Below are 20,061 nucleotides of genomic sequence, written 5' to 3'. Positions count from 1 at the left end.
CCGTCGGCGAGGGTGAGGACCGCGGCAGCTGTCAGGCCCCTCCCCCGCCGAGCAGGCGGCCTCGCTCCATGGGCCTACCCTTCTCGCCGGGTCGTGGCCGGGCGAGTGCCGAGTGTCCTGGCGCGTTACGGGCGCCCGGCAGAGCGCACGACTTGCTGGGCGCACGCCAGCCGATTCGTCGGGGCCCGGCTCGGCTCGGTGGACCGGCAGGGCGGGCGCGGCAGCGGACCGAGCGGCACGCGCCCGCGCCGCACTACCGGCCCCGCGAAGGAGGACCACCGACGAGAGCTCCCCTGTCCCTGAGTCACATGGTCGCGGAACAGGGGCCGTGGCCCGGGAGACGACGCTGGGCTCAGGGCCGGGGGTTCGTGTGGTGCCACCGCGGGCGTGCGTCGCTGCCGCGACGTCCGGCGACGGAGGCGCACCGCGGACAGACGCGCTTCACCCGGTCCGCCGCGCCACCGGACTCGGGGAACGTGTCGACCCAGGTGACATGCGGGAAGCGGGTCAGCTGGGAGCGGCTGAGGGACAGCCCGCAGACCGTTTCGTTCCGACCCGGTTCCCAGGCGTGGACCTCGCCGGCGGGCAGCCGACGGCGTCCCTCCTCCTCGTCGGTCCACTGTCCCGAGGCGGCGACGGCGTACTGCTTCGTGCGAGCCATGGTGTGCGGCGGCCGGTGGTCAGGCGGCCGGCTGGTCAGCGTGGGCCCGAAGCCGCCTCGCCGGCGCGGTCCGCACCACGGACCGGCATGCGCGTTCGAAGGGGCTCATCGCAGCACCGTCCTCACTCGAGTTCGCTGGTCCGTTCACCGTCCCTCGTGCCCGGATCGCCGGCGTCCAAGCCCCCGAGGCACCTTCGTCGAGGTACCACTCACTCGCCCAGTGAGAAGGGGCATCTTCTTGTCTCCTCGTCTGGAAATATTCTCCCTATATAGGATATTTTGGTCAGCACTCTGCCGGGTCTGCGACGTGTTGCACGCGCCGCGCGGTCCTGGCTGCCCCCGGGGACCTGACCGCACGACCGTGCGTCCGACCAGGTGGAGGGCACTGTGAACTGGCGAACATGGGCGGCCTGTCGCGGCGAGGATCCCGAGCTGTTCTTCCCGATCAGTGAGGATGGCGCATCGCTCGCGCAGATCGAGAAGGCCAGGCGGATCTGCTTCCGCTGTGCCGTGGTGCGCGAGTGCCGCGCCTGGGCGCTACGGCACCGAGAGGACGACGGCGTCTGGGGCGGCCTCACCGCAAGGCAGCGGCGTGCGCTGCGGCCACGGCGGAGCGAGGCCGACGGCTGAGCGCCGGCCGGTGCGTGGTCGTCGTACCGTTCGATACACCGCGGAGGGTCGGACGGGCAGGCAGCGTGCGCGCTCCGACGGCGAGCGCTCGCGCGGGCCGCCGCCGGGGCGGCTCACCGCTGCCGGGGAGTTCTTGCCTTCAGCTGTTACATCCCCCCTCCTCTTCCAGGAAGGCGCGGAAGGTCCGCGGGGGACGCCCGGTGATGCGCTGGACGGTGTCGGTGACGCGGTCCTCCGCCCCCTCGGCGATGGCGCGGTCCATGCCGGCCAGCATGGTGGCGAACTCCGGCGGCATCAGTGCCGTCAGGCGATCACGCATCTCCTCGTACGACAGCCGGCGGTGGACCACGGGGCGGCCGGTGGCCTCGGTGATGATCGCGGCGATGCCGTCGTAGCCGAGCGTCTCCGGCCCGGTCAGCAGGAGGTCGGCGTCGGGGGCGCGGGCGTCGGTGAGGGCGCGGACGGCGACGGCCGCGATGTCCCCGGCGTCGATGAAGCCGACCCGGCCGCTCCCGGTCGCGGTCCGGATGACGCCCTCTTCGCGCATGCTCACGGCGTGCGGGTGGGTGCCGGTGAAGTTCTGCATGAACCACGAGGGGCGCAGCACCGCCCATTCGTCGAACAGCGCGGGCAGGGCCCGGTGCACCGCTCCTACCGCCGGACCGCCCTCGGGGACGGCGGAGGAGCTGAGGAGCACCGCGCGCCTCACCCCGGCGGTCCGGGCCTGCCGGAGGAACGGCAGCATGACCCTCGCGGGATCGGGGTCTCCCGGGGGCGGTACGAGGTACACGCGGTCGACGCCGTCGAGCGCGGCGGCGTGGGTGGCGTGGCCGTGCCAGTCGAACGGGACCGGCTGGGCGCCGGAGACCGGGGCGGCGTGCCGGCTGGCGGCCTTGACGTGCTGACCGGCAGCCGCCAGCAGCGCGGTGACACGGCTGCCGGTGGTGCCGGTCGCGCCGATGACCAAAGTGGTGCCGGTGGTGGTCATCGGCTGCTCCCGGTGAAGTCGGTGCCGGGTTCCAGAACGGCGAGGGGGTTCCAGTAGTCGCGGTAGGAGGTGATGCGCCCGTCCCGCACGGCGACGACGGCGATGTAGGTCATCTCGAAGGGCTTGCCGGTCTCCACCAGGCGCCCGACGCCGCGCATCTCGACCACGATGGTCTGCGGATCGGTGGTCTGATGGATCCGCAGGTCGGGGAAGTCGTGCAGGTCGATGTGGTCGGGGTAGGGGCGCATGTAGGCGGCGATGGCCTCCCTGCCCTCCAGCCGCCCGGGCCGGCCCTCGGGAGCGAAGGGGAACTCCATGACGCCGTCCTCGGCCCACAGGCCGACCCAGCCGGCGATGTCCTTGTCCAGCAGCAGGCGCAGGCTATGGCGGTAGAGATCCGACGGAGAAGTCGGTACGGACATGGGTATCCTCCATCTCGTGAAATACGGACCCTGGGTCCGCTTTGACGATACGGACCCGGGGTCCGCTTTGCAAACAGGAGGAACCGCGTGCCCGAGCGCAAGTCCCGCAAGGACGCCGTCCGCAACCGGGAGGCCGTGCTCGCGGCCGCCGACGCCCTCTTCGCCCGCTGCGACAGTCCCGAGGACGTCACCATGGCCGACATCGCGGCGGCGGCCGGCGTGGGCAAGGGAACGCTCTTCCGCGCCTTCGGTGATCGCACCGGGCTGCTGCGCGCCCTGTACGAGGCGCGGCTCGAACCGGTGAGAGAGGCCGTCGAGACCGGCCCGCCCCCCCTGGGGCCCACCACCCCGCCGGAGCGGCGCGTGCCCGCGCTGCTCGACGCGGTCCTGTGTTTCAAACTCGACAACCGCCGCCTCGCGCTGGCGCTGGAGGAGAGCGGTGGCGGCAGCCCGTACCAGGCAGAGCATTACAAGCGGTGGCACGGACTGCTCCGAGCGGTTCTCGAGCAGCTTCCCGGCGTGGCCGACAGCGACTTCACCGCCCACGCCCTGCTCGCCGCCACCCGAGCCGATCTCGTCGAGCACCTGGCCGGGCAAGAGAACGTGCCACGGGACGCGATGCGTGCACAACTGCGGCACTTCGCCACCAGAGCGCTGCCCCCGGTCCCCCACGGAGAATGACGGCCGGCGACTCACGGAGCCCCACGGCAGAGATCCGACAGCGGGCCGATGCCTTCCTTAGACACCAAGGTGCGGAGTACGACGGCTGCCGCCCAACCGGCCGGACGGGAGGGCAAGGCAGTCGCTGGAGACGCCGACCTGTACGGCGTCATGTGGCCTGTGGGCCCGTCTCAGCCCGTTGACGTCTCGTGCTCGCCGGTCCTGATCGCGGACGGAAGGGCGGGCCCTGTGGGGGCGGAGGGCTCCGCGGAGAGCCGACAGGCCGTCGTACCCGCCGGTGAGGAACGTGTGCGGCAGCCGGGTGCCCGGCTCGCCGCGCCAGCGGCCCGGCTCGTCCGCCTCCGGCAGGTCGCGCTCCGGATGACCGTCGGGCATACGAGTACCCGACCACCACCGTCTCCGGGCTCACAGCCGTCCGGAGCATCGAGAGCTTCCTCGTCCTGCACACCCTCAAGGGCCCGGCGGGCATGCGCAGCCCGGGTACGGATCACTGAACCGACTACCGCGCACCTGTCGAAACGGCGCTCGGGCATTCAGGCCGACACGTTCCCGTTTCAGGCGAAAGGGCCGTCGGTGGTGAAGAGACGGAGGTGGCGGGCGAACGATTCGGCTTCGCCGGGCGGCCAGGCGGAGAGGCCGGCCGTGATGTGGGCTGCGAGGCGGGCGCGTAGTTCGCTGACGGCGTCCTTGCCCTGATCGGTGAGGTGGAGCAGGTGGGCGCGTCGGTCGGTGGGGTCGGGCCGGCGGTGGACGAGGCCGGCGGCTTCGAGCCGGGAGGCGCGGCGAGTGACTCCGGAGCGGTCAATGCCGACTTCGGGGGCGAGGTCCGCGGCGCTGCGGGGGCCGGTGCGGGCCAGTGCGCTGAGCACGGGATAGGTCAGTTCGTCTATCGCTTCGCCCATGCCTTCGGTGAGCCGACGGTGCAGCCGGGTGCGGGTGGTACGCCGGAACAGAAGGCCCAGCGCGTCCGCGATCTCGTGTCCTACCTCGTTCTCCACACCCCCACGATAGCGTGCGCGGCGCACGCGTCGCCTGCTACAGTGACGAAAAGCGTGCGTGGCGCACGCAGTTGCGAGGAAAGGACCTCACATGACCCGTACCGGTATCGAGGCTGCTCTGACCGATCTCGTCTTCCGTCGCGACCTCACCGTCCCGCAGGCAGCCGACCGCCATTTCACCCCCGGCTACCGCCAGCGCACGGACGGCGAATGGAACGACCGTGCCGGCTTCCTCGCGCACATCGACCACCTGCGCACCGTCGTCGCCGACGGCCGCGTCCAGGTCCATGAGGAGCTGTACGACGGCAGCCGCTACGCCGACCGGCACACCGTCCACATCACGAAGAAGGACGGCTCCCGAGTGAGCATGGAGGTGTACGTGTTCGCCGACCTCGCGCCCGACGGCCGGTTCAGCCGCATCGAGGAGACCACGCTGATGCTCCACGGCTCCGACGCCGACCGCACCCTCGGCAGCGCCCGCCAGGTGTAGTACCCGGCAGCCGGCGGATGGCTGTACGACCCGGCTCGGCCCACGGGTGTCCCTGCCGGTGCCGTGCCGAGTCCGAGGACACCCGCCGGCCTGGACCCGCCGGCTGCGGTTGGATCCGCTGTGCCGGCGGGGGCGGACCAGCGCCCTGACCAGCCGTTCACCTGACGCGGGCAAGCCTGCTCACCCACTGGGACAGCGTGAGGGAGGTGGCCAGGGGCCCTCGGGCGGCACTGCTGCGGCGTCGTGGGTGCCGCGTCCGGCTGGGCCCGGCGGGGCCGGGAAGGTACGAGGACTGCTGCCGGCCGGCGCCGTACGCCAGGGCCTTGCGGAGCGAGGACAGGTGGGCTGCCACGGCCGCAAGGCAGTGATGCTCGTCCCGGCAGTCGGAACAGGTCGCCAGGTGGGCACGGACCGCGGCCGCCTCGTGCGACTCCAGGATGTCGAGCGCGTGTCCGGCCAGCAGGTTGCTGATCGTGCGGCAACCCTGGAGGGCGGTGACCACGGTGGACTCTTCCGACGCGGAGGTGGGTCCGACGGCTATGAGAGTTGCGTTCATGCCTTCACCATCGCCCAGGAAAGGGCCCTGGCGCGTCGTCCCTGTGCGGCGATTCCCGGGTACTGCGGCTGCGGTACGCGGCGGGGGGTCCTACCGCCCGGGCAGGGCGTTCCGCAGCCGCGCCGGGCGCCCGACCAGGCACTAGGGACGAGCCGCCGTCGTCGCAGCACTGACCAGACCGCATTGGTAGGCGATGACCACCAGCTGGGCACGGTCGCGGGCGGCCAGTTTGGTCATGGCCCGGTTGATGTGGGTCTTGGCCGTCAGCGGGCTCACGAACAGGCGCCCGGCGATCTCGTCGTTCGACAGTCCCAGCGCGACAAGCCCCACGACGTCGCGCTCCCGTCGGGTCAGGCATTCCAGCCGCTCGTGCACGGCTGTGGTGCACGGTGCCGGCTGCGCCAGGAATCGCCTGATCAGCCCCCGGGTCGCCGAGGGGGACAGCAGGGCGTCCCCGGCGGCCACCATGCGGACCGCGTCAAGCAACTCCTCCGGGCGGGCTCCCTTGCCGAGGAAGCCGCTCGCGCCCGCCCGCAGTGCCTCCGCCACGTACTCGTCGTCCTCGAAGGTGGTCAGGATGAGGACCTTCACCGATGCGAGGTCCTCCGCCTCGCCGATCAGCCGCGTGGCGACGAGGCCGTCCATCTCGGGCATGCGGATGTCCATCAGGATCACGTCCGGTTGCTGCGTCCGCGCCAGCTCCACTGCCTCGCGGCCGTTGGACGCCTCGCCGACGATCTCCATGTCGTCGGCGGAGTCGAACAGCATTCTGAAGGTGCCCCGCAGCAGCGCCTGGTCATCGGCGAGCAGTACGCGAATCGTCATGCCCATCTCTCCTCGGCACTCTGCCCGATCGGTACCGCCGTTGCCGCGGTCGGCCGCAACGGCAGTTCGGCGGTCACGGTGAAACCCCCGTCGGGGCGCCCGGCCGCCTCCAGCTCTCCCCCTACGCTGGCCGCACGCTCGCGCATCCCGATCAGCCCGTGGCCGGTCCCGGGGTGAGGCTCGTGCGATCCGGCGTGCCCGTCGTCCTCGACGGTGATCGTGAGCCATTGAGGACGGTAGTGCAGGTGGAGACGGGCGTGATCGGCCCCGGCGTGCTTGCGTACATTCGTCAGGGCCTCCTGCACGATGCGGTACGCGGCCAGGTCCACCGCCGGTGCCAGCGGCTCGGCCAGGCCGTGCCGCGTGTGCCTGACGGACAGGCCGACCCGCTCGAAGGACGCCAGAAGCGCCGGTACCTGCGCCAGCCCCGGCATCGGATCCCGCGGCGCTTTCGGATCGTCGGACTGCCGCAAGAGGCCCACGGTCACCCGGAGTTCCTCCAGCGCGGACCGGCTGGTGTCCCGGATGCCCTCCAAGGCGGTGACCAGCTGCTCCGGCCGCCGCTCCACCAGATGAACGGCAACACCGGCCTGCGCGTTGATCAAAGCGATGTGATGGGCGACGACGTCGTGCAGTTCGCGCGCGATCCGCACCCGCTCGGCCGCCACCCGCTGCCGTGCCTCCTGCTCCCGGGTCCGCTCCGCGTGCGCGGCCCGTTCCTCCACCGCCGCCACGTAAGCACGGCGTGAACGCACCCCGTCCCCTACGGCGGCGGGCAGAGCGGTCCAGGCCAGCATCGCCGCGTTGTCCGGAGCCAGCCACGATCCCGGCCCGAACGCCATGGCCGCCCCGACCAGCAGGAGAGCCGAGGCGGACGCCACGACCCAGGTGGTCCGCCGGTCGGTCCGTGCGGCCACGGTGTAGACGGACACGATGACCGGGCTCGTCACCAGCGGACTCTCCCGGACCCCGAACATCTGGAAGACCATTCCGCAGGCGAGGGCGGTGACCAGTACGCCGAACGGGTGGCGGCGCCGCCACAGCAACGCGAAGCAGCCCACTGCCGCCAGCGCGACGGCGGGCCACCGGAACGCGACCCGGTGCTCGTGCGGGATGACGGATGCGGCCACGACCGACAGCACGAACAGCACGGCCGGCCCCAGTACGTCCAGCGTGCCGACCGGGGTTCCCGCTCCCCTTCGCCGACCGGTGATCACTGCCATGCCACCACGGTAGGGCCGATGCCCGAACGCCGCCGGTTCGTCCTCCGCGGTTGCCTGGCCGGCCGGGACGGAGGGGGTGGCGGCGGGCCGGTCGTAGCAGGCGGGGTCTTCGGGGCCCGGGTCGCATTCCGCCCGGCCGCCGACGCCGAACCGACCCGGTTCGGCGGAGCGCCCGATGCGTGGCCGCTGCGCCGGGCGGCGGCTCGGCTGCGCCTCTTCGAGTGGACCGGGTCAAGGGGCACGGCTTGGCCATGATCAGCATGCCGGCCGGTACTGCCGTCGACTCACCGGGGAGGGGGGCCGATGCCGCTATGGCGACCCGGGCGGAGGGCGGCGTGACGTTGTCCGGGGCCAAGGCCGCTGCGGGCTGCGAGCCTATCGGCGACAGCACCCGTGGCGAAGGCGTAGACGGCCTTGTGCAGGACGTCCAGCACGAGCTCTTTTCTCGGCCAGGTGGGAGGCGGAGCGCCGACACCGGTGGCGTTTTCGAGGATCTGGTCGTTGGTGAGGCGGACGACGGTGAACTTGGCAGATGCGAGCGGCCCCCGCAGCCCCGCCTGAGCCATGATCGAACGCAGGACGCCGAGCAGGGCGGCCTGGCCGAAGTGCATGGCCCAGTTGACCGGCAGCGGCTGTGCCCCGTCGTGTTCCGGCAGGCCGGTCAGGCGCTGAAGAACGCGGGCCGGTACGTGGGAGTCGGGCCGGCCGGTGACCGCTTGTTCCAGTTTCTCTCCGAGGGTCATCACGACTCCCCCGGCCGTACCGGCGACCAACCCCTGCCACAGCGCGCGCCTGATCATGTCCTGCGGGTACCCGCCGGCGCGCCCCTGACCCACCCCGTCACGGCTCACATGGCCCACAAAAGCCCTCAGCAGTCACCGGCAGGTGGGGCGGGGCCGGGGTGTCGGTGGAGGCCGGCGTGTCGTCGTCCGGGCCTCACCCGTTGCGGGAGGCGCGGTCAGCGGGTGTCTGAGCGTCCCTCCACCCGCTGGAGGATCTCCTCGCTGAGCCGCCACCGGTCGGTGTCCCGGCGGAATCGGAGCCCTCGCTGCGACTTGACGATGTCGGCGAGCCGCCTCAACTGCGCCGCGTCAAGGTCGTCGATCATGAGCCTGGTGAGGAGCATGGCGAGGTATTGCTCGAACGCGCTGCGCGAGTGCTCGATGGTCGCGAGTGCGGCATCGAAGTTCCGCAACTCGCGGCTGGCCTGCATCATGGCCAGGGCGGTGACGCGTTCCTCGTCGCTCCCCTCTCTCAGCCAGCGCAGAACTTCGGCCGGCTCGAACGGCTGCTCCTCCGAGAGACGACGAGCTCGGGACACGATCTCTTGCATGGCGCGGGTGCGGTCCGGGCCTGGGCGCATCGAGCGGCGAACGGACCTGTAGCTGGCGGCGATGGGCCCCGCGGCGTCCAGCAGGGCCTGCGCCTCGGCGCGCAGCTGGCCGGCCGTGGTGGGGTCCCCCTGACGCTCGGACTCCTCTGCCAGCGCGAATCTCTCCGCTGCGGCCGCGCGGAGCCTCAGGCTCGCTCCACCGAGTTCGAAGCTCTCGATGCGGTTACCGAGGAGCGCGAGAACGAGCAGGACACCACCGAAGGCGAGCAGCACTCCCGTGCCCGTCCCGTTCTGGGTCACGAATACCGCGAGTACCCCCGTTCCGAAGGACCCTGCGCCCAGTAGACCCGTGAGCACCCGCAGGACGGGTGTGAGCAGGGACGATGTCGAACGGGGTTCCACGTACTCTTCTCCTTCGCTTCGCATGGCCGGAAGTTCGCTTCCTGAGCTTGAAGTTCGCTTCGTGGGCATGAAGTTCGCTTCGTGAAGCAGGAAGTTACCGCGAACGGCCCGGTGCGCGGCGTGAACTGCTCACGCCGCAGGCCGTCATGGGTGCCGTAAGGCATCTCTCTCCACCGGGGCCGCGGCCTGGACGCCGCCAGGGCGCACGGCTGCGAGCGGTTGAGCAGTCCGGTCCTGGCGATCAGGCGCCCAGCTCCGGCGGGATCAGGTCGCTGCCGGTGCGGTGCGGGCGCAACGGCGCGCCGATCTCGCGCAGGAGGGTTCGGCAGGCGCCGACCATGGCGGTGGCGGAAGTGGTGCTCGGCTTCCCGCGGCCATCCTTCCGGGTCGCCCCGGTTCGGCGCGTGGGCCTCCTCCGCGATCAGCCGCTGCCCGAGGTGGCGGACGGTGGGATCGGGGGCGCCGGTCGCGGGGGGCCGATCGCCTCGTGCACCCGGCGGGTGCCGGCGAGCGGGGGACTCGGCCGGCACCGTCAGAGGGAGGGTGGAGCCTGCGTCGCGCTCCCGGACGCGGTCGGCCGGCGCGGTCCGGATGGAGGACTTCGCAGTCATGCGCCTCAGCGTCGCCGCCGGGCCGATGCCGCTCCGAGAGAACAACCGGCAGTCACGTCGGCAGCGTTGCGTCGCGGTGACTGCGGCTCCTTCTCTGCAACCGGACCGGGCGGCTGCGGCAGGCTCCTTGACGCCGCACCGGTCATGTGACGTTCGTGACCCGGAAGTTCACACCCGAGGGAGAGCCCGCCGTGGCCGAGGAAGACATCGACGAGCGTACGTACCGCGTCGTCCTCAACGACGAGGAACAGTACTCGGTCTGGCTCGCCGACCGCGATCTGCCGCTCGGCTGGCACGCCGAGGGGACCGAGGGCACCCGGGCCGAATGTCTGGCCCACATCGGCGCCGTCTGGACGGATATGCGACCGCTCAGTCTGCGCCGGCGGATGGAGCGGTCGGCGCGCGGCCGGCGTCCGGCCCGGGCCGGACGAGGAGGGTGACGGATGACGAGCCCCGGCGCGAGCGCGCCGGCGGACGCGCAACCGCCGGACGCGGCCACCGCCGGTCCGGTGGTCCCGCTGCGTCGCAACCGCGACTTCCTGCTGCTGCGGGGGCGGGGCGGCGGTCTCGCTGCCCGGCTCGACTGCGACCACCATCGCCTACCCGCTGCCGGTCCTGGCCTCACCGGCTCGCCGTTCGCCGCCGGGCCGGCCGGATCAGGGTTCGCGCCACGCCTGGCCCGCCGGATCGGTGACCCGCCGGCCCCCGGCCCGGCCGCGGCTCCCCTCCCCACCGCACCCGGCCGGCGCACACACCCTCGATCCAGTGCTGACAGGAGGAACCACCGTGTTCCGCACCATGCTCGGGCCGTGCCCCGACCCGACGGGGCGAGGCCACCATGCCGACACCTGACGACGGACCGGCCGGCGTTCTCGGCACCATCGGCGGCACCCCGCTGGTCGAGCTGGCCAAGCTCGCTCCGGGCCGGCACTTCACCACGTACGCCAAGCTGGAGGGCTTCAACCCCGGCGGCAGCATGAAGGACCGCGCGGCCCTGGGAATGCTGCGCGAGCTGATCCGGGACGGCACCCTCGTGCCCGGCCGCTCGGTGGTCGTCGAGTCGAGCTCCGGAAACCTCGGCATCGGGCTCGCCCAGATCTGCGCCTACTACGGGCTCCGGTTCATCTGCGTGGTGGACCCCCGCACCAACCGGCAGAACATCGCCGTCATGCGGGCGCTCGGCGCGGAGGTCGAGGTGGTGAGCGAGTGCGACCCGCAGACCGGTGAGTACCTGCCCGTCCGGATCCGCCGCATCAGCCAGCTGATCGCCCGCATCCCCGGCGCCTACTGGCCCAATCAGTACGCCAACCCGCTGAACGCCCGGGCGCACCGGCAGACGATGCGCGAGATCCTGGAGGCGGCGCCGGGCGGGGTCGACTACGTGTTCTGCGCGACGAGTTCGTGCGGCACGCTGCGCGGCTGCGCGGAGTACGTCCGCGACCGCGGGCTGCCGGTGACCGTGGTCGCGGTGGACGCCACCGGGAGCGCCATCTTCGGCGGCGTTCCGGCGTCCCGGCTGATTCCGGGTCACGGCGCGGCCGTACGACCGGCGCTCTACCGCGACGGACTCGCCGACGAGGTCGTCCACGTGACGGACCTCGACTGCGTGGTCGGTTGCCGGCGGCTCGCCGCCCGGGAGGCCGTCCTCGCGGGCGGCTCCTCCGGGGCCCTGGTGGCGGCGGTCGACCAACTGGCCGACCGCATCCCGGCGGGCGCGCGCTGCGCGGTCGTCCTGCCCGACCGCGGGGAGCGGTACCTCGACACGATCTACGACGACGAATGGGTCGCCCGCCACTTCGGCGACGTGTCCCACCTGTGGAAGGAGAAAAAGTGGGCGATGCGGGTGGCACCATGCTGATCCTCGGATCCGGCGCCGTCCACCAGGTCCTCGACGGCGCCGAGACCGAGGTCGTCGCTGCGGTACGCCGCGCCTACCTGCTGTACGAACGGGGCCGGACGGCCCTGCCGCACTCCGCCTTCCTCCGCTTCCCCGACGCCCCGCGCAGCCGCATCGGCGGACCGCCCGCCTGCCTCGGCGAGGACGAGCCGGTGGCGGGCGGCAAGTGGATCGCCTCCTTCTCCAGCGACACCGCGCACGGTCCGCAACGCGCATCCGCCGCGGTGATCCTCAACTCCAGGGCCACCGGGCAGCCGGAGGCCCTGCTGGAGGGCTCGGTGATCTCGGCACGGCGTACCGCGGCGAGCGCCGCCCTCGCGGCCATGGCGCTGGGTTCGTCCGTACCCGAGACCGGTGCCTCCCTGATCGGCTGCGGCGTGATCGGCTTCGAGATCCTCGCCTACCTCCGGGCCGTCCTGCCCGACCTCGCCGCGGTCACCGTGTTCGACCTCGACCGCTCCCGGGCGGAGGCCGTCGCCGCCCGCTGCCAGGCACGCTGGCCCGGCCTGAAGACCGAGGTCGCCGAGAGCGCCGAGGAGGCGCTCGCCAGCCACCGGCTGGTCTGCCTGGCGACCAGCGCCGCCGCCCCGCATCTGACCACCGACGCCTGCCGGCCTGGCACCCTGGTCCTGCACGTGTCCCTGCGCGACCTGACCCCGGGGAGCATCCTGACCGTCGTCAACGTGGTCGACGACGCGGACCACGTGTGCCGGGAGTCGACCTCCCTGCACCTGGCCGAACGGCTCTGCGGCAGCCGGGACTTCATCGCCACCTCCATCGGTTCCGTCCTGAACACCGAGAAGCCCTGCCGGCGCCCCGAGGACCGCGTCACCGTGTTCTCCCCGTTCGGCCTGAGCACCCTCGACGTCGCCCTCGCCGAACTCGTCCGCCGCCGCGCCGAATCCCTGGGGCTGGGCACCCGGGTACCGGACTTCCTGCCCGCCCCCGCCGACGGGGCGACCGGCTGACCGGCTGACCGGCTGACCGGCTGACCGGCGACGTTCGGGGCATCGGCCCGGCGTCGTTCTGCCGCCGTCCCGGAAGGGGGCGCCGGGTGGAGGGCGAAGGCCCGTCGCGCCGCGGGTCCTGTTCGGCTCGGGTGGTTCGGGCGGGGCGGCCGGTGTCGGGGCAGCGGAAGCCGTCGGCCTGCGTGCCCGTCGGCACCTGGGGGAAACGCGCGCCGACGGGCCGGGATCGCGGCCTAGCAGGCTCCCAGGTCTTCCCACACACCCCACTGGCCGGTGGTGCCCGGCTTGTCGCCCGTCACCCACCACTTGGCGCGCCAGGTGTGGCCGCCGTACGTGACGGTGTCGCCGCCGTTGTAGACGCGTGCGGAGTCCCAGGCCGAAGCGGTGCAGGTGGTCCCACCACCGCCGGTGCCGCCGTCACTGTCGCCGCCGCCGATGTTGACGTCGACGCAGGAGTAGAAGGCGTTGGCCGTGTCCGCGACGTTCCAGACGGCGAGCACCTTCTGACGGCCGGTGAAGTTGCCGAAGTTCACCTGCTGGCTGACGTCCGCGGCCGGCTGCTGGTTGCCGCCGGCGAACTCGGCGAACTTCTGGCCACCGATGAAGTACTGCCAGTCGGCGGTGGAGTGCCGGGCCGTGTTGTGCCACGTGAACGTGGCCGTCGTGCCGACCGGTGTGACCTGCCATCCAACTGGTCGGCGGCGCACCGGTCCTGGGCGGCCTCGGAACCCGCGTCGCGGCCGTGCTGTGCTCGGGGTCCATGGCGTACGCCCACTTCGACGTGCACCAGGCCCACGGGGCCCTCCCCATCCAGAACGGCGGAGAACCGGCGGCCATGTTCTGCTGGTCCTTCCTCCTCATCGCCGCCCTGGGGCCGGGGCGTCGGGCGCCGGCGTCCCTGCTTCCCTCCCGGCGACGGTCCGGCACCGGGGGGGCCGGCCGGCACGTGGTCCCGGAACACGCCGACATCCGCATGAGCCGCCTCCGCGCCCACCTGCCGCCGGCGCGCGAGCGGGCGTCACACGCCTCGGGGCGCGGGACTCACTGACCGGTGGGCCCGAGGGAAGGCGCTCCCCCAGCCGCCCGCGAACGCCTGCGGCAGACCGGATCACCCCGGCGCCCAGGCACCCCGATGAACATTCGCGCGTGGTCCAGTCCACCGCCGGGTGCCCTGTGCAGGGAAGGGGTGCACAGGCTCCGCAAATTGGTCTAGTCCCTTCTTGGTCCAGACCATTGACCCACCCATCTGACGGGCGTTATTCCAGTAGTCGGCAACACCTGCCCCGCACACGGACATTGGCCACCCTCCCCCACCACACACCGGGACTGACATGAGACTCGCGCTTCCCTTCCGCGCGGCCCTCACCGCGGCCGCCACCATGGCGGCCGCGATGGGCCTCGCCCTCACGGGAACCGGCACCGCCCAGGCCGCGACACCCCTGCCGAACCACGTCTTCGCCCCCTACTTCGAGGCCTGGACCGGTGAAAGCCCCGCCGCCCTGTCCGCCCAGTCGGGCGCCAAGCACCTGACGATGGCGTTCTTGCAGACCGCCTCCAAGGGCTCCTGCACGCCGTACTGGAACGGCGACACGAGCATGCCGGTCGCCGCTTCGACCTTCGGCGCCGACATCAAGACGATCCAGGGCAACGGCGGCGACGTCATCCCCTCGTTCGGGGGCTACACGGCCGACACCACCGGCACCGAGATCGCCGACAGCTGCACCGACGTCCAGCAGATCGCCGCCGCCTACGAGAAGGTCATCACCACCTACGACATCTCGCGGCTCGACATGGACATCGAGGTCGACTCACTCGACAACACCGCCGCGATCGACCGCCGCAACAAGGCCATCAAGCTGGTCCAGGACTGGGCGGCGGCCAACGGGCGCAAGGTGGAGATCTCCTACACCCTGCCGACCACCACCCACGGCCTCGCGGACAGCGGCGCGGCACTGCTGCGCAACGCGGTGAGCAACGGGGCCCGGGTCGACGTCGTGAACCTCATGACGTTCGACTACTACGACAACCAGCCCCACGACATGGCGAAGGACACCCAGACCGCCGCCCAGGGCCTGTACGACCTGCTCGCCCAGTTGTACCCGGGCAAGACTCCGGCCCAGCTGTGGAACATGGTCGGCGTCACCGAGATGCCGGGCGTCGACGACTTCGGCAAGGCGGAGACCTTCACCCTGGCCAACGCCCGGACCGTGTACGACTGGGCGGTCGCCAAGGGCATCAACACCCTGTCCTTCTGGGCGCTGCAGCGGGACAACGGCAGCTGCGCGGGCGGTGCCGCCGCGGACAACTGCTCGGGCATCGAGCAGAACACATGGGACTTCACGCACGTCTTCGCGCCGTTCACCGGTGGCGGCGCCACCACTCCGTCCAACGACTTCTCCGTCGCGCTCAGCCCGGCCTCCGGAACCGTGACGGCCGGCCAGTCCGCGACGGCCACCGTGAAGACGGCCGTGACGAAGGGCGACGCCCAGAGCGTGAAGCTCAGCGTCAGCGGGGCCCCGGCGGGCGTCACCGCCTCCTTCAACCCGACGTCGGTCACCGCGGGCGGCTCCTCCACACTCACCCTGGCCACCACCTCGGCCGCGGCCTCGGGCACCTACACGGTCACCGTGACGGGTGCGGGCGCCACGGGAAGCCACTCGGCGACCTACTCCCTGACCGTCACCGGCGGCTCCGGCAGCCAGTGCACGGCCGCCCCGTGGGCCAAGGCCACCGTCTACACCGGTGGCCAGCAGGTCTCGTACAAGGGCCACACCTGGAAGGCCAAGTGGTGGACGACGGGTGAGGAGCCCGGCACCACCGGCGAGTGGGGCGTCTGGCAGGACCTCGGCGCCTGCTGAACCGCCTCGTCACCGCCCGGACGGCGCGGCTGAGCAGCTCCGGATGCCAGGGTTCGCGACCCCGTCGGCGGGCTGAGCACAAGCCCGCGGACGAGTGTGCAAGAAGCAGCAGCTGCGCCGCCGGACCCGCGGCACACAGCGCGACCACCCGGGCCGGCGGCCGGCCGAATCGATCGGCGGGCCGCCGGCCTGCTGGGCGAGGTACTACCGGACCCCGGCCCACTGTCGGCCGGACCGGCGACGATTCCTGACCGTCCCGGCCGACCCGCCCGCACGTGCCCGGGCTGCCGCACCCTCGCGCGTGCCCGGGCGGCCGTGCAGGGAGCCGGGTGCCCGGCGGCCGGCGATCAGGCCGCGGGCGTGACCCTACCTTCGGCCTACTTCGGTTTCACCTCGTCACCGGCCGACACGACCCGTGCGGTCGTCGTCGTGCCGGGGAAATACCAGCGCCAGCTGCCGGCCGAGGCGGCGGTGACCTTCGTACTGAGCGACCCGGAGGTGCCCGTCCGTACCGTCCTGACGGTGCGGTAGTGGGCGGCTCCAACCGACTTGAACTGGAGCTGCACGTTCTGCCCGGTGAATCCGTAGTACTTCAGGTCTTCCCAGTGAGCCCGGGTCAGCTTGCCGGAGACCGTCAGCTCGGAACCCTTGGTGACGGGCTCGGGTGAGGCGTCGGTGGTGAGTTTCGAGGCGCGCTGCACCTTGAACTCAGCGATGTGGTCGGCGATCCAGTAGTCACCGTCGTTCGCCTTGACGGTGGCGTTGACCTGCCACACGCCGGCGGTGTTGTTGACGCTCTCGGGCAGGCTGCCCGGAAGCCACTGCGGGGCGACCGTCATCGTGGCGGTGCACACCGAAGTGGTGGAGCTCTTCTTCACGCACTTGGTGCCGGTCCAGTCGCCGAACCCCCAGCCGTCGCTCTTGTTGAAGACACTGACGTGCGACAGACCCTTCACACCGGAGTTGTCCCGGATGGTGATGGCGATCGGGTAAGTGACGCGCCGGGAGGTGCCGATGACGACGTTCTTCCCGCTGTTGACGACGGCGCCCGTGACCCGGATGTCTCCCTTCCCTTCCGCGTGGGCTCCCGTTGCCGTCAGCAGCGTCAGAGCCGCGGCCCCACCGGTCACAGCCCATGCCACTCTGATCGTTCTGTGTTTCATGATCCCTCCCCTTGGTGTGAGAGGAGAGTACACAGCGAGCGGACGACGATCGCACAGCGTTTCCTCGGGCACGGCGGGGCAGGCCATGCCGCGGCGGCGGATCCGGCCGGGCGGCGGGAGCCCCACGGCGGTCACGGCGGTCGGCCACCGCCTCCTAGGCCGGGGCCGTGGCGAAGATCCAGCGGTTGGCCGCCAGGGCGTCGTTCGGTTCCGGGCGGGGACCGCGGCCGTGCCGGGCGGTGAAGTCGTACGGGGTGTGGACGGCCACCGTCCAGCCGCTCTTGGTGAGTTCGCCCGCCGAGTCGGGGCGTGCCTCGCTGTCGAACAGGGCGAGCAGGTCGATGCCGAGCCGCTGTCGCGCCGCCGCATAGACCGGACTGGCGCGCACCCGTGGTGACTCGGCGCTCTCCTTGATCTCGTAGGCAAGGGTGCTGCCGGCCGCGCTCAGCCGGCCGATCGTGGCCATGAGACGGCACTCGGCCGCCGCCGGGAGGTAGAGCAGCAACCCCTCGGCGAGCCACGTGGTGGGCGCGGCGGGGTCGAAGCCCGTGCCCAGCAGTGCCTCGCTCCAGTCGAGCCGGAGGTCGGCCGCGATGGTGCGGCGCTCAGCTGTGGGCGTGGCCCCGGTCCGGTCGAGCACCGCCTGCTTGAACGTCAGGACGCCAGCCATGTCCATCTCGTGCACCGCGCAGCCCGGCGGCCAGCCGAGCCGGAACGCCCGGCAGTCCAGGCCCGCCCCCAGCAGCACCACCTGCCGGGCGCCCCGGTCGACGGAGTCGAGCAGATGGTCGTCCAGGACACGGGTGCGCAAGCCGAAGTACCGGCCGAGGCGGCCCCACAACGGGTCGGCCTCACCGGCGGGCACCTGCTCCGGCCGGACCGGCCAGCCGGCCGATGCCGGTGCCGCGCGCACGAAGTGCTCCGCGAACGGGTCCCGGGCCAGGGCGTCGGGACGATGGGTCTCGATGGCGCGGGCCGCGGCCACCAGCAGGGCGGTACGGCCCACACCCTCCGCCACACCGGCGTTCAGCCCGGCGGCAGGACGCACGGCCCCTCCTCCCGGGGTGGGGACACGGATGCCGTCCATGCCCGCGGGTCGTCCGCGACGGTGGTCCGGGCGCCGTACACGACGCTCATGAACCGCAGTACCGCGTCGTACGGCAGGTGCAGCGCGGCGGTGCAGTCGGACAGGACGGTCACGTGGAAGCCCTTTTGGAACGCCGTACGGGCGGTGGAGTCCACGCACACGTCCGCGTACAGCCCGGCGAGAACCAAGTGCCCCACCCCCCTCGCGGTGAGGTACTCCTCGAAGCCGTCGCTCAAGAAGGCGTCGAAGCAGGCGCGTTTGGTGAAGATCCGCTCACCCGGGGCCGGGGCGACGGCGTGGAACTCCGCGCCCCAGGAGCCCTCCAGGCACTTGGGCCGCTTGTCGAGGGCACGGTCCCGCAGCCGCCAGGCGGCCCCCTGGTACTCAGGGTCGCCGACGAACCGTACGAAGACCACCTCCACACCGCGCTCGCGGGCCAGGCGCACCGCCCGGACACAACCCGCGACGGCCGCGTCCAGCACGGCCGGGTCCTTGCCGGAACGGGTCAGGGCCGTCGGACCGGTGCAGAAGTCGTTCTGCAGGTCCACCACGACCAGGGCCGTCCCGTCCGGTTCACCGCCGGTCATGACCCGCCGGCCAGCGCGGTGTCCTGCGGCGTCCCGTCGGGTCCGGGCACGTCGAGGCAGTCGAGCAGTGCGTCGACCACGGCGGTGGTGGAGTGCCGCCCGCCGAGGTCGGGGGTGTGCACGCCCCGCTCGTCCAGCGCCCGCAGCGACCGCTCGGTGGCCCGTACCGCACCGGGGCAGTCGGCGTGGCGCTCCGCGACGAGCGCCGCCGCGCGGATCGTCGCCACCGGGTTGACCAGTTCCCGCCCCGCCAGGTCGTCGGCGGACCCGTGCACCGTCTGGTACTCGACCAGACCGGCCAGGCCCGGTGCGAGGCACACGTTCTCGGTGCAGTGGTTCTCCTGTCGGCCGGAGCCGAACCGGTCGAGCAGCACGACGTGCATGATGTCGGCCCACTCGTTCCCGGCGATGATCAGCGTGCGGTCGGGAAGGCCGTGGGTGATCAGGTTGCGGTTGACCGTGTCCGGCTGGAACAGGTCGACGCGTATGCCGAGCCGGTCCGCGAGGTCGGCCACCCAGGCGTCGAGGGCACCGTCCAGAAGGTGGAACTTGTACGCCATGACGATGCGGTCCAGGCCCCCGTCCGGCCACTCCTGCCCAGCGCGCCGCAGGGCGTAGGTGACGACGGCCTCGGTGATCTCCTGGCTGAACGTCATGGTGCGGGTGACCTCGCCGGGCGTGTGCCGGTTGTCCCCGGTGTAGAACCCCTGGGCCTGGTCCCGCACCAGGAGCAGGGAGCGCCCGGCGCCGCTGAGGAGGTCGACCTTCACGGCGCGCAGCCGCTGCCGGACGAGGTAGAGGGACTGGGCGTTGATGGCCGTGCGGAAGACCGCCTCGGTGCCCAGCTCGGCCCGGGCGCGGCAGAACCGCTCGTAATGGTCCGCGTCGTCGGCGGTCAGCGCACGGGCACCGGCCACGCCCCGTTCGGCGCGGAGCGAGACGTACGAGTGGTAGAGGCGGGGGGAGCGTTCGATCACCACGCCGTGCGGATGACCGGCGGTCAGCGCGCCGAGCACCCGCTCGAAGACGTCCGCGAGCTCGGGTCCCGTCCCCCGGCCCACCGCCAGGCCGATGACGGGCTTGGCGACGCGTATTTCGCCTCCCGGCGCGGGAACGTGAGGGCGGGTCACCGGGCCGTGCCCACGGTGAGGTGGTCGCCGGGGATGCCGGCTTTCTCCGGGCGGTAGTAGTCCCGGATGCCGTCCGCCCAGGTGACCGTGGGGATGCGGTCCTCGGCAACCGGTTCGAAGGCGTCGAACAAGGCGTCGATGTTGGGGCGCTGGAATCCGATGGCCGTCATCAGGGCCGTGAAGTGGGCGCGCTCGACCAAGCCGTCGCCGTCCGGGTCGCCCATGGCGGCCAAGGCGTCCGCGAAGTCGTCGACGGTGGCGTCGAACCGCTCGGGGGCGAGCACCACGGCGGTGAACTCCTCAGGGCTGATCCGCCCGTCGCCGTCGGCATCCAGTTCACGGACGAGCGTCTCCCAGTAGCGGCGGAAGGCGTCGAGCATCTTGTCCTTCACTCCGTCGCCGGCCTCGGGCACCGCCGCGATGACCCGCTTGCCCATCAGCTCGAAGTCGTCGGACTCCAGAACGCCGTTGCCGTCGGCGTCGAACAGGGAGAAGACGAGCTTGACGCGGTCGTTGGCCTCGGTAGTCGGCATGGTCCTCACCTTTGCTAC

Annotated in this window: 21 protein-coding genes and 2 pseudogenes; 8 read left to right on the top strand and 15 right to left on the bottom strand. The window is 72.0% G+C overall.

The window, feature by feature from the left end:
• Positions 1–352: 352 nt before the first annotated feature.
• Positions 353–661 (bottom strand): hypothetical protein, encoded by a 309-nt coding sequence (locus ACGFT1_RS25870; RefSeq protein ID WP_373911374.1) that lies wholly within the window; start codon positions 659–661, stop codon positions 353–355.
• Positions 662–1,048: 387 nt separating this feature from the next.
• Here ACGFT1_RS25870 and ACGFT1_RS25865 point away from each other — a divergent pair, with 387 nt between their 5' ends.
• Entirely contained in the window at positions 1,049–1,291 is a 243-nt protein-coding gene (locus ACGFT1_RS25865) for a WhiB family transcriptional regulator (RefSeq protein WP_356823446.1), read from the top strand.
• 139 nt (positions 1,292–1,430) lie between these two features.
• Here ACGFT1_RS25865 and ACGFT1_RS25860 read toward each other — a convergent pair whose 3' ends face one another.
• Both ACGFT1_RS25860 and ACGFT1_RS25855 read right to left on the bottom strand, forming a co-directional pair.
• The gene (locus tag ACGFT1_RS25860; protein WP_373911373.1) at positions 1,431–2,279 is read right to left on the bottom strand and encodes an NAD(P)H-binding protein; all 849 of its coding nucleotides are present in this window, start codon (positions 2,277–2,279) and stop codon (positions 1,431–1,433) included.
• The gene (locus ACGFT1_RS25855) at positions 2,276–2,701 is read right to left on the bottom strand and encodes a nuclear transport factor 2 family protein (RefSeq protein WP_373911372.1); all 426 of its coding nucleotides are present in this window, start codon (positions 2,699–2,701) and stop codon (positions 2,276–2,278) included. Before ACGFT1_RS25855 ends, ACGFT1_RS25860 begins: the two co-directional genes overlap by 4 nt.
• Before the next feature lie 87 nt (positions 2,702–2,788).
• Between ACGFT1_RS25855 and ACGFT1_RS25850 the strand changes: the two genes are divergently transcribed.
• Positions 2,789–3,382 (top strand): TetR/AcrR family transcriptional regulator, encoded by a 594-nt coding sequence (locus tag ACGFT1_RS25850; protein WP_373911371.1) that lies wholly within the window; start codon positions 2,789–2,791, stop codon positions 3,380–3,382.
• Positions 3,383–3,936: 554 nt separating this feature from the next.
• On the opposite strand, the gene ACGFT1_RS25845 is transcribed toward ACGFT1_RS25850, so the two are convergent.
• Positions 3,937–4,380 (bottom strand): MarR family winged helix-turn-helix transcriptional regulator, encoded by a 444-nt coding sequence (locus ACGFT1_RS25845; RefSeq protein WP_373911370.1) that lies wholly within the window; start codon positions 4,378–4,380, stop codon positions 3,937–3,939.
• Between the two features lie 91 nt (positions 4,381–4,471).
• On the opposite strand from ACGFT1_RS25845, the gene ACGFT1_RS25840 reads away from it, so the two are divergent.
• Complete coding sequence (locus ACGFT1_RS25840; RefSeq protein ID WP_373911369.1) at positions 4,472–4,870, top strand: nuclear transport factor 2 family protein; 399 nt, start codon at positions 4,472–4,474, stop codon at positions 4,868–4,870.
• A gap of 157 nt (positions 4,871–5,027) precedes the next feature.
• On the opposite strand, the gene ACGFT1_RS25835 is transcribed toward ACGFT1_RS25840, so the two are convergent.
• From ACGFT1_RS25835 to ACGFT1_RS25815, 5 genes are all read right to left on the bottom strand, one after another.
• Positions 5,028–5,426 carry a zf-HC2 domain-containing protein gene (locus ACGFT1_RS25835; protein ID WP_373911368.1) on the bottom strand — a complete coding sequence of 133 codons (399 nt, stop codon included), beginning with the start codon at positions 5,424–5,426 and terminating at the stop codon, positions 5,028–5,030.
• A 141-nt stretch (positions 5,427–5,567) separates the two neighbouring features.
• Positions 5,568–6,251 carry a response regulator gene (locus ACGFT1_RS25830; RefSeq protein ID WP_373911367.1) on the bottom strand — a complete coding sequence of 228 codons (684 nt, stop codon included), beginning with the start codon at positions 6,249–6,251 and terminating at the stop codon, positions 5,568–5,570.
• The gene (locus ACGFT1_RS25825; protein WP_373911366.1) at positions 6,248–7,474 is read right to left on the bottom strand and encodes a sensor histidine kinase; all 1,227 of its coding nucleotides are present in this window, start codon (positions 7,472–7,474) and stop codon (positions 6,248–6,250) included. The genes ACGFT1_RS25830 and ACGFT1_RS25825 overlap by 4 nt, the downstream gene beginning before the upstream one ends.
• 284 nt (positions 7,475–7,758) lie before the next feature.
• Entirely contained in the window at positions 7,759–8,274 is a 516-nt protein-coding gene (locus tag ACGFT1_RS25820; protein ID WP_373911365.1) for a hypothetical protein, read from the bottom strand.
• Positions 8,275–8,432: 158 nt separating this feature from the next.
• Entirely contained in the window at positions 8,433–9,107 is a 675-nt protein-coding gene (locus tag ACGFT1_RS25815) for a hypothetical protein (protein WP_373911364.1), read from the bottom strand.
• Between the two features lie 904 nt (positions 9,108–10,011).
• On the opposite strand from ACGFT1_RS25815, the gene ACGFT1_RS25810 reads away from it, so the two are divergent.
• The 3 genes from ACGFT1_RS25810 (at position 10,012) to sbnB (ending at position 12,685) form a co-directional block, all read left to right on the top strand.
• On the top strand, positions 10,012–10,260 hold the full coding sequence (locus ACGFT1_RS25810) for an MbtH family protein (RefSeq protein ID WP_373911363.1): 249 nt from the start codon (positions 10,012–10,014) through the stop codon (positions 10,258–10,260).
• A 398-nt stretch (positions 10,261–10,658) separates the two neighbouring features.
• A complete protein-coding gene (gene sbnA / locus ACGFT1_RS25805; RefSeq protein WP_373911362.1) occupies positions 10,659–11,678 on the top strand; it encodes a 2,3-diaminopropionate biosynthesis protein SbnA in 1,020 nt (339 codons plus the stop codon).
• Positions 11,651–12,685, top strand: coding sequence for a 2,3-diaminopropionate biosynthesis protein SbnB (gene sbnB / locus ACGFT1_RS25800; RefSeq protein WP_373911361.1), 1,035 nt, complete (start codon positions 11,651–11,653; stop codon positions 12,683–12,685). Before sbnA ends, sbnB begins: the two co-directional genes overlap by 28 nt.
• Before the next feature lie 233 nt (positions 12,686–12,918).
• Here sbnB and ACGFT1_RS25795 read toward each other — a convergent pair.
• Positions 12,919–13,374: pseudogene (locus tag ACGFT1_RS25795) on the bottom strand (lytic polysaccharide monooxygenase); the annotation flags it as partial.
• Between ACGFT1_RS25795 and ACGFT1_RS25790 the strand changes: the two are divergent.
• A pseudogene (locus ACGFT1_RS25790) lies at positions 13,371–13,662 on the top strand (DoxX family protein); the annotation flags it as partial. The pseudogenes ACGFT1_RS25795 and ACGFT1_RS25790 sit on opposite strands and share 4 nt — an antisense overlap.
• Positions 13,663–14,016: 354 nt before the next feature.
• Positions 14,017–15,543, top strand: a complete 1,527-nt coding sequence (locus ACGFT1_RS25785) for a glycosyl hydrolase family 18 protein (protein ID WP_373911360.1) — start codon at positions 14,017–14,019, stop codon at positions 15,541–15,543.
• A gap of 377 nt (positions 15,544–15,920) precedes the next feature.
• On the opposite strand, the gene ACGFT1_RS25780 is transcribed toward ACGFT1_RS25785, so the two are convergent.
• From ACGFT1_RS25780 to ACGFT1_RS25760, 5 genes are all read right to left on the bottom strand, one after another.
• Entirely contained in the window at positions 15,921–16,706 is a 786-nt protein-coding gene (locus tag ACGFT1_RS25780; protein ID WP_373911359.1) for a hypothetical protein, read from the bottom strand.
• 154 nt (positions 16,707–16,860) lie between these two features.
• Positions 16,861–17,724, bottom strand: a complete 864-nt coding sequence (locus ACGFT1_RS25775; RefSeq protein WP_373911533.1) for a class I SAM-dependent methyltransferase — start codon at positions 17,722–17,724, stop codon at positions 16,861–16,863.
• Between the two features lie 8 nt (positions 17,725–17,732).
• Positions 17,733–18,380, bottom strand: coding sequence for a cysteine hydrolase family protein (locus ACGFT1_RS25770; RefSeq protein ID WP_373911358.1), 648 nt, complete (start codon positions 18,378–18,380; stop codon positions 17,733–17,735).
• Positions 18,377–19,510: an isocitrate/isopropylmalate family dehydrogenase gene (locus ACGFT1_RS25765; RefSeq protein ID WP_373911357.1), complete on the bottom strand. Its 1,134-nt coding sequence runs from the start codon at positions 19,508–19,510 to the stop codon at positions 18,377–18,379. Before ACGFT1_RS25765 ends, ACGFT1_RS25770 begins: the two co-directional genes overlap by 4 nt.
• Positions 19,507–20,043: an EF-hand domain-containing protein gene (locus tag ACGFT1_RS25760; RefSeq protein WP_373911356.1), complete on the bottom strand. Its 537-nt coding sequence runs from the start codon at positions 20,041–20,043 to the stop codon at positions 19,507–19,509. The genes ACGFT1_RS25765 and ACGFT1_RS25760 overlap by 4 nt, the downstream gene beginning before the upstream one ends.
• Positions 20,044–20,061: the final 18 nt, after the last annotated feature.

Origin of the sequence: Streptomyces sp. Y20 (genome assembly GCF_043195475.1) — a bacterium.
GTDB lineage: Bacteria > Actinomycetota > Actinomycetes > Streptomycetales > Streptomycetaceae > Streptomyces.
The sequence above is the reverse complement of the archived record's forward strand: the minus strand, read 5'-3'. Positions and strand labels throughout refer to the sequence as shown.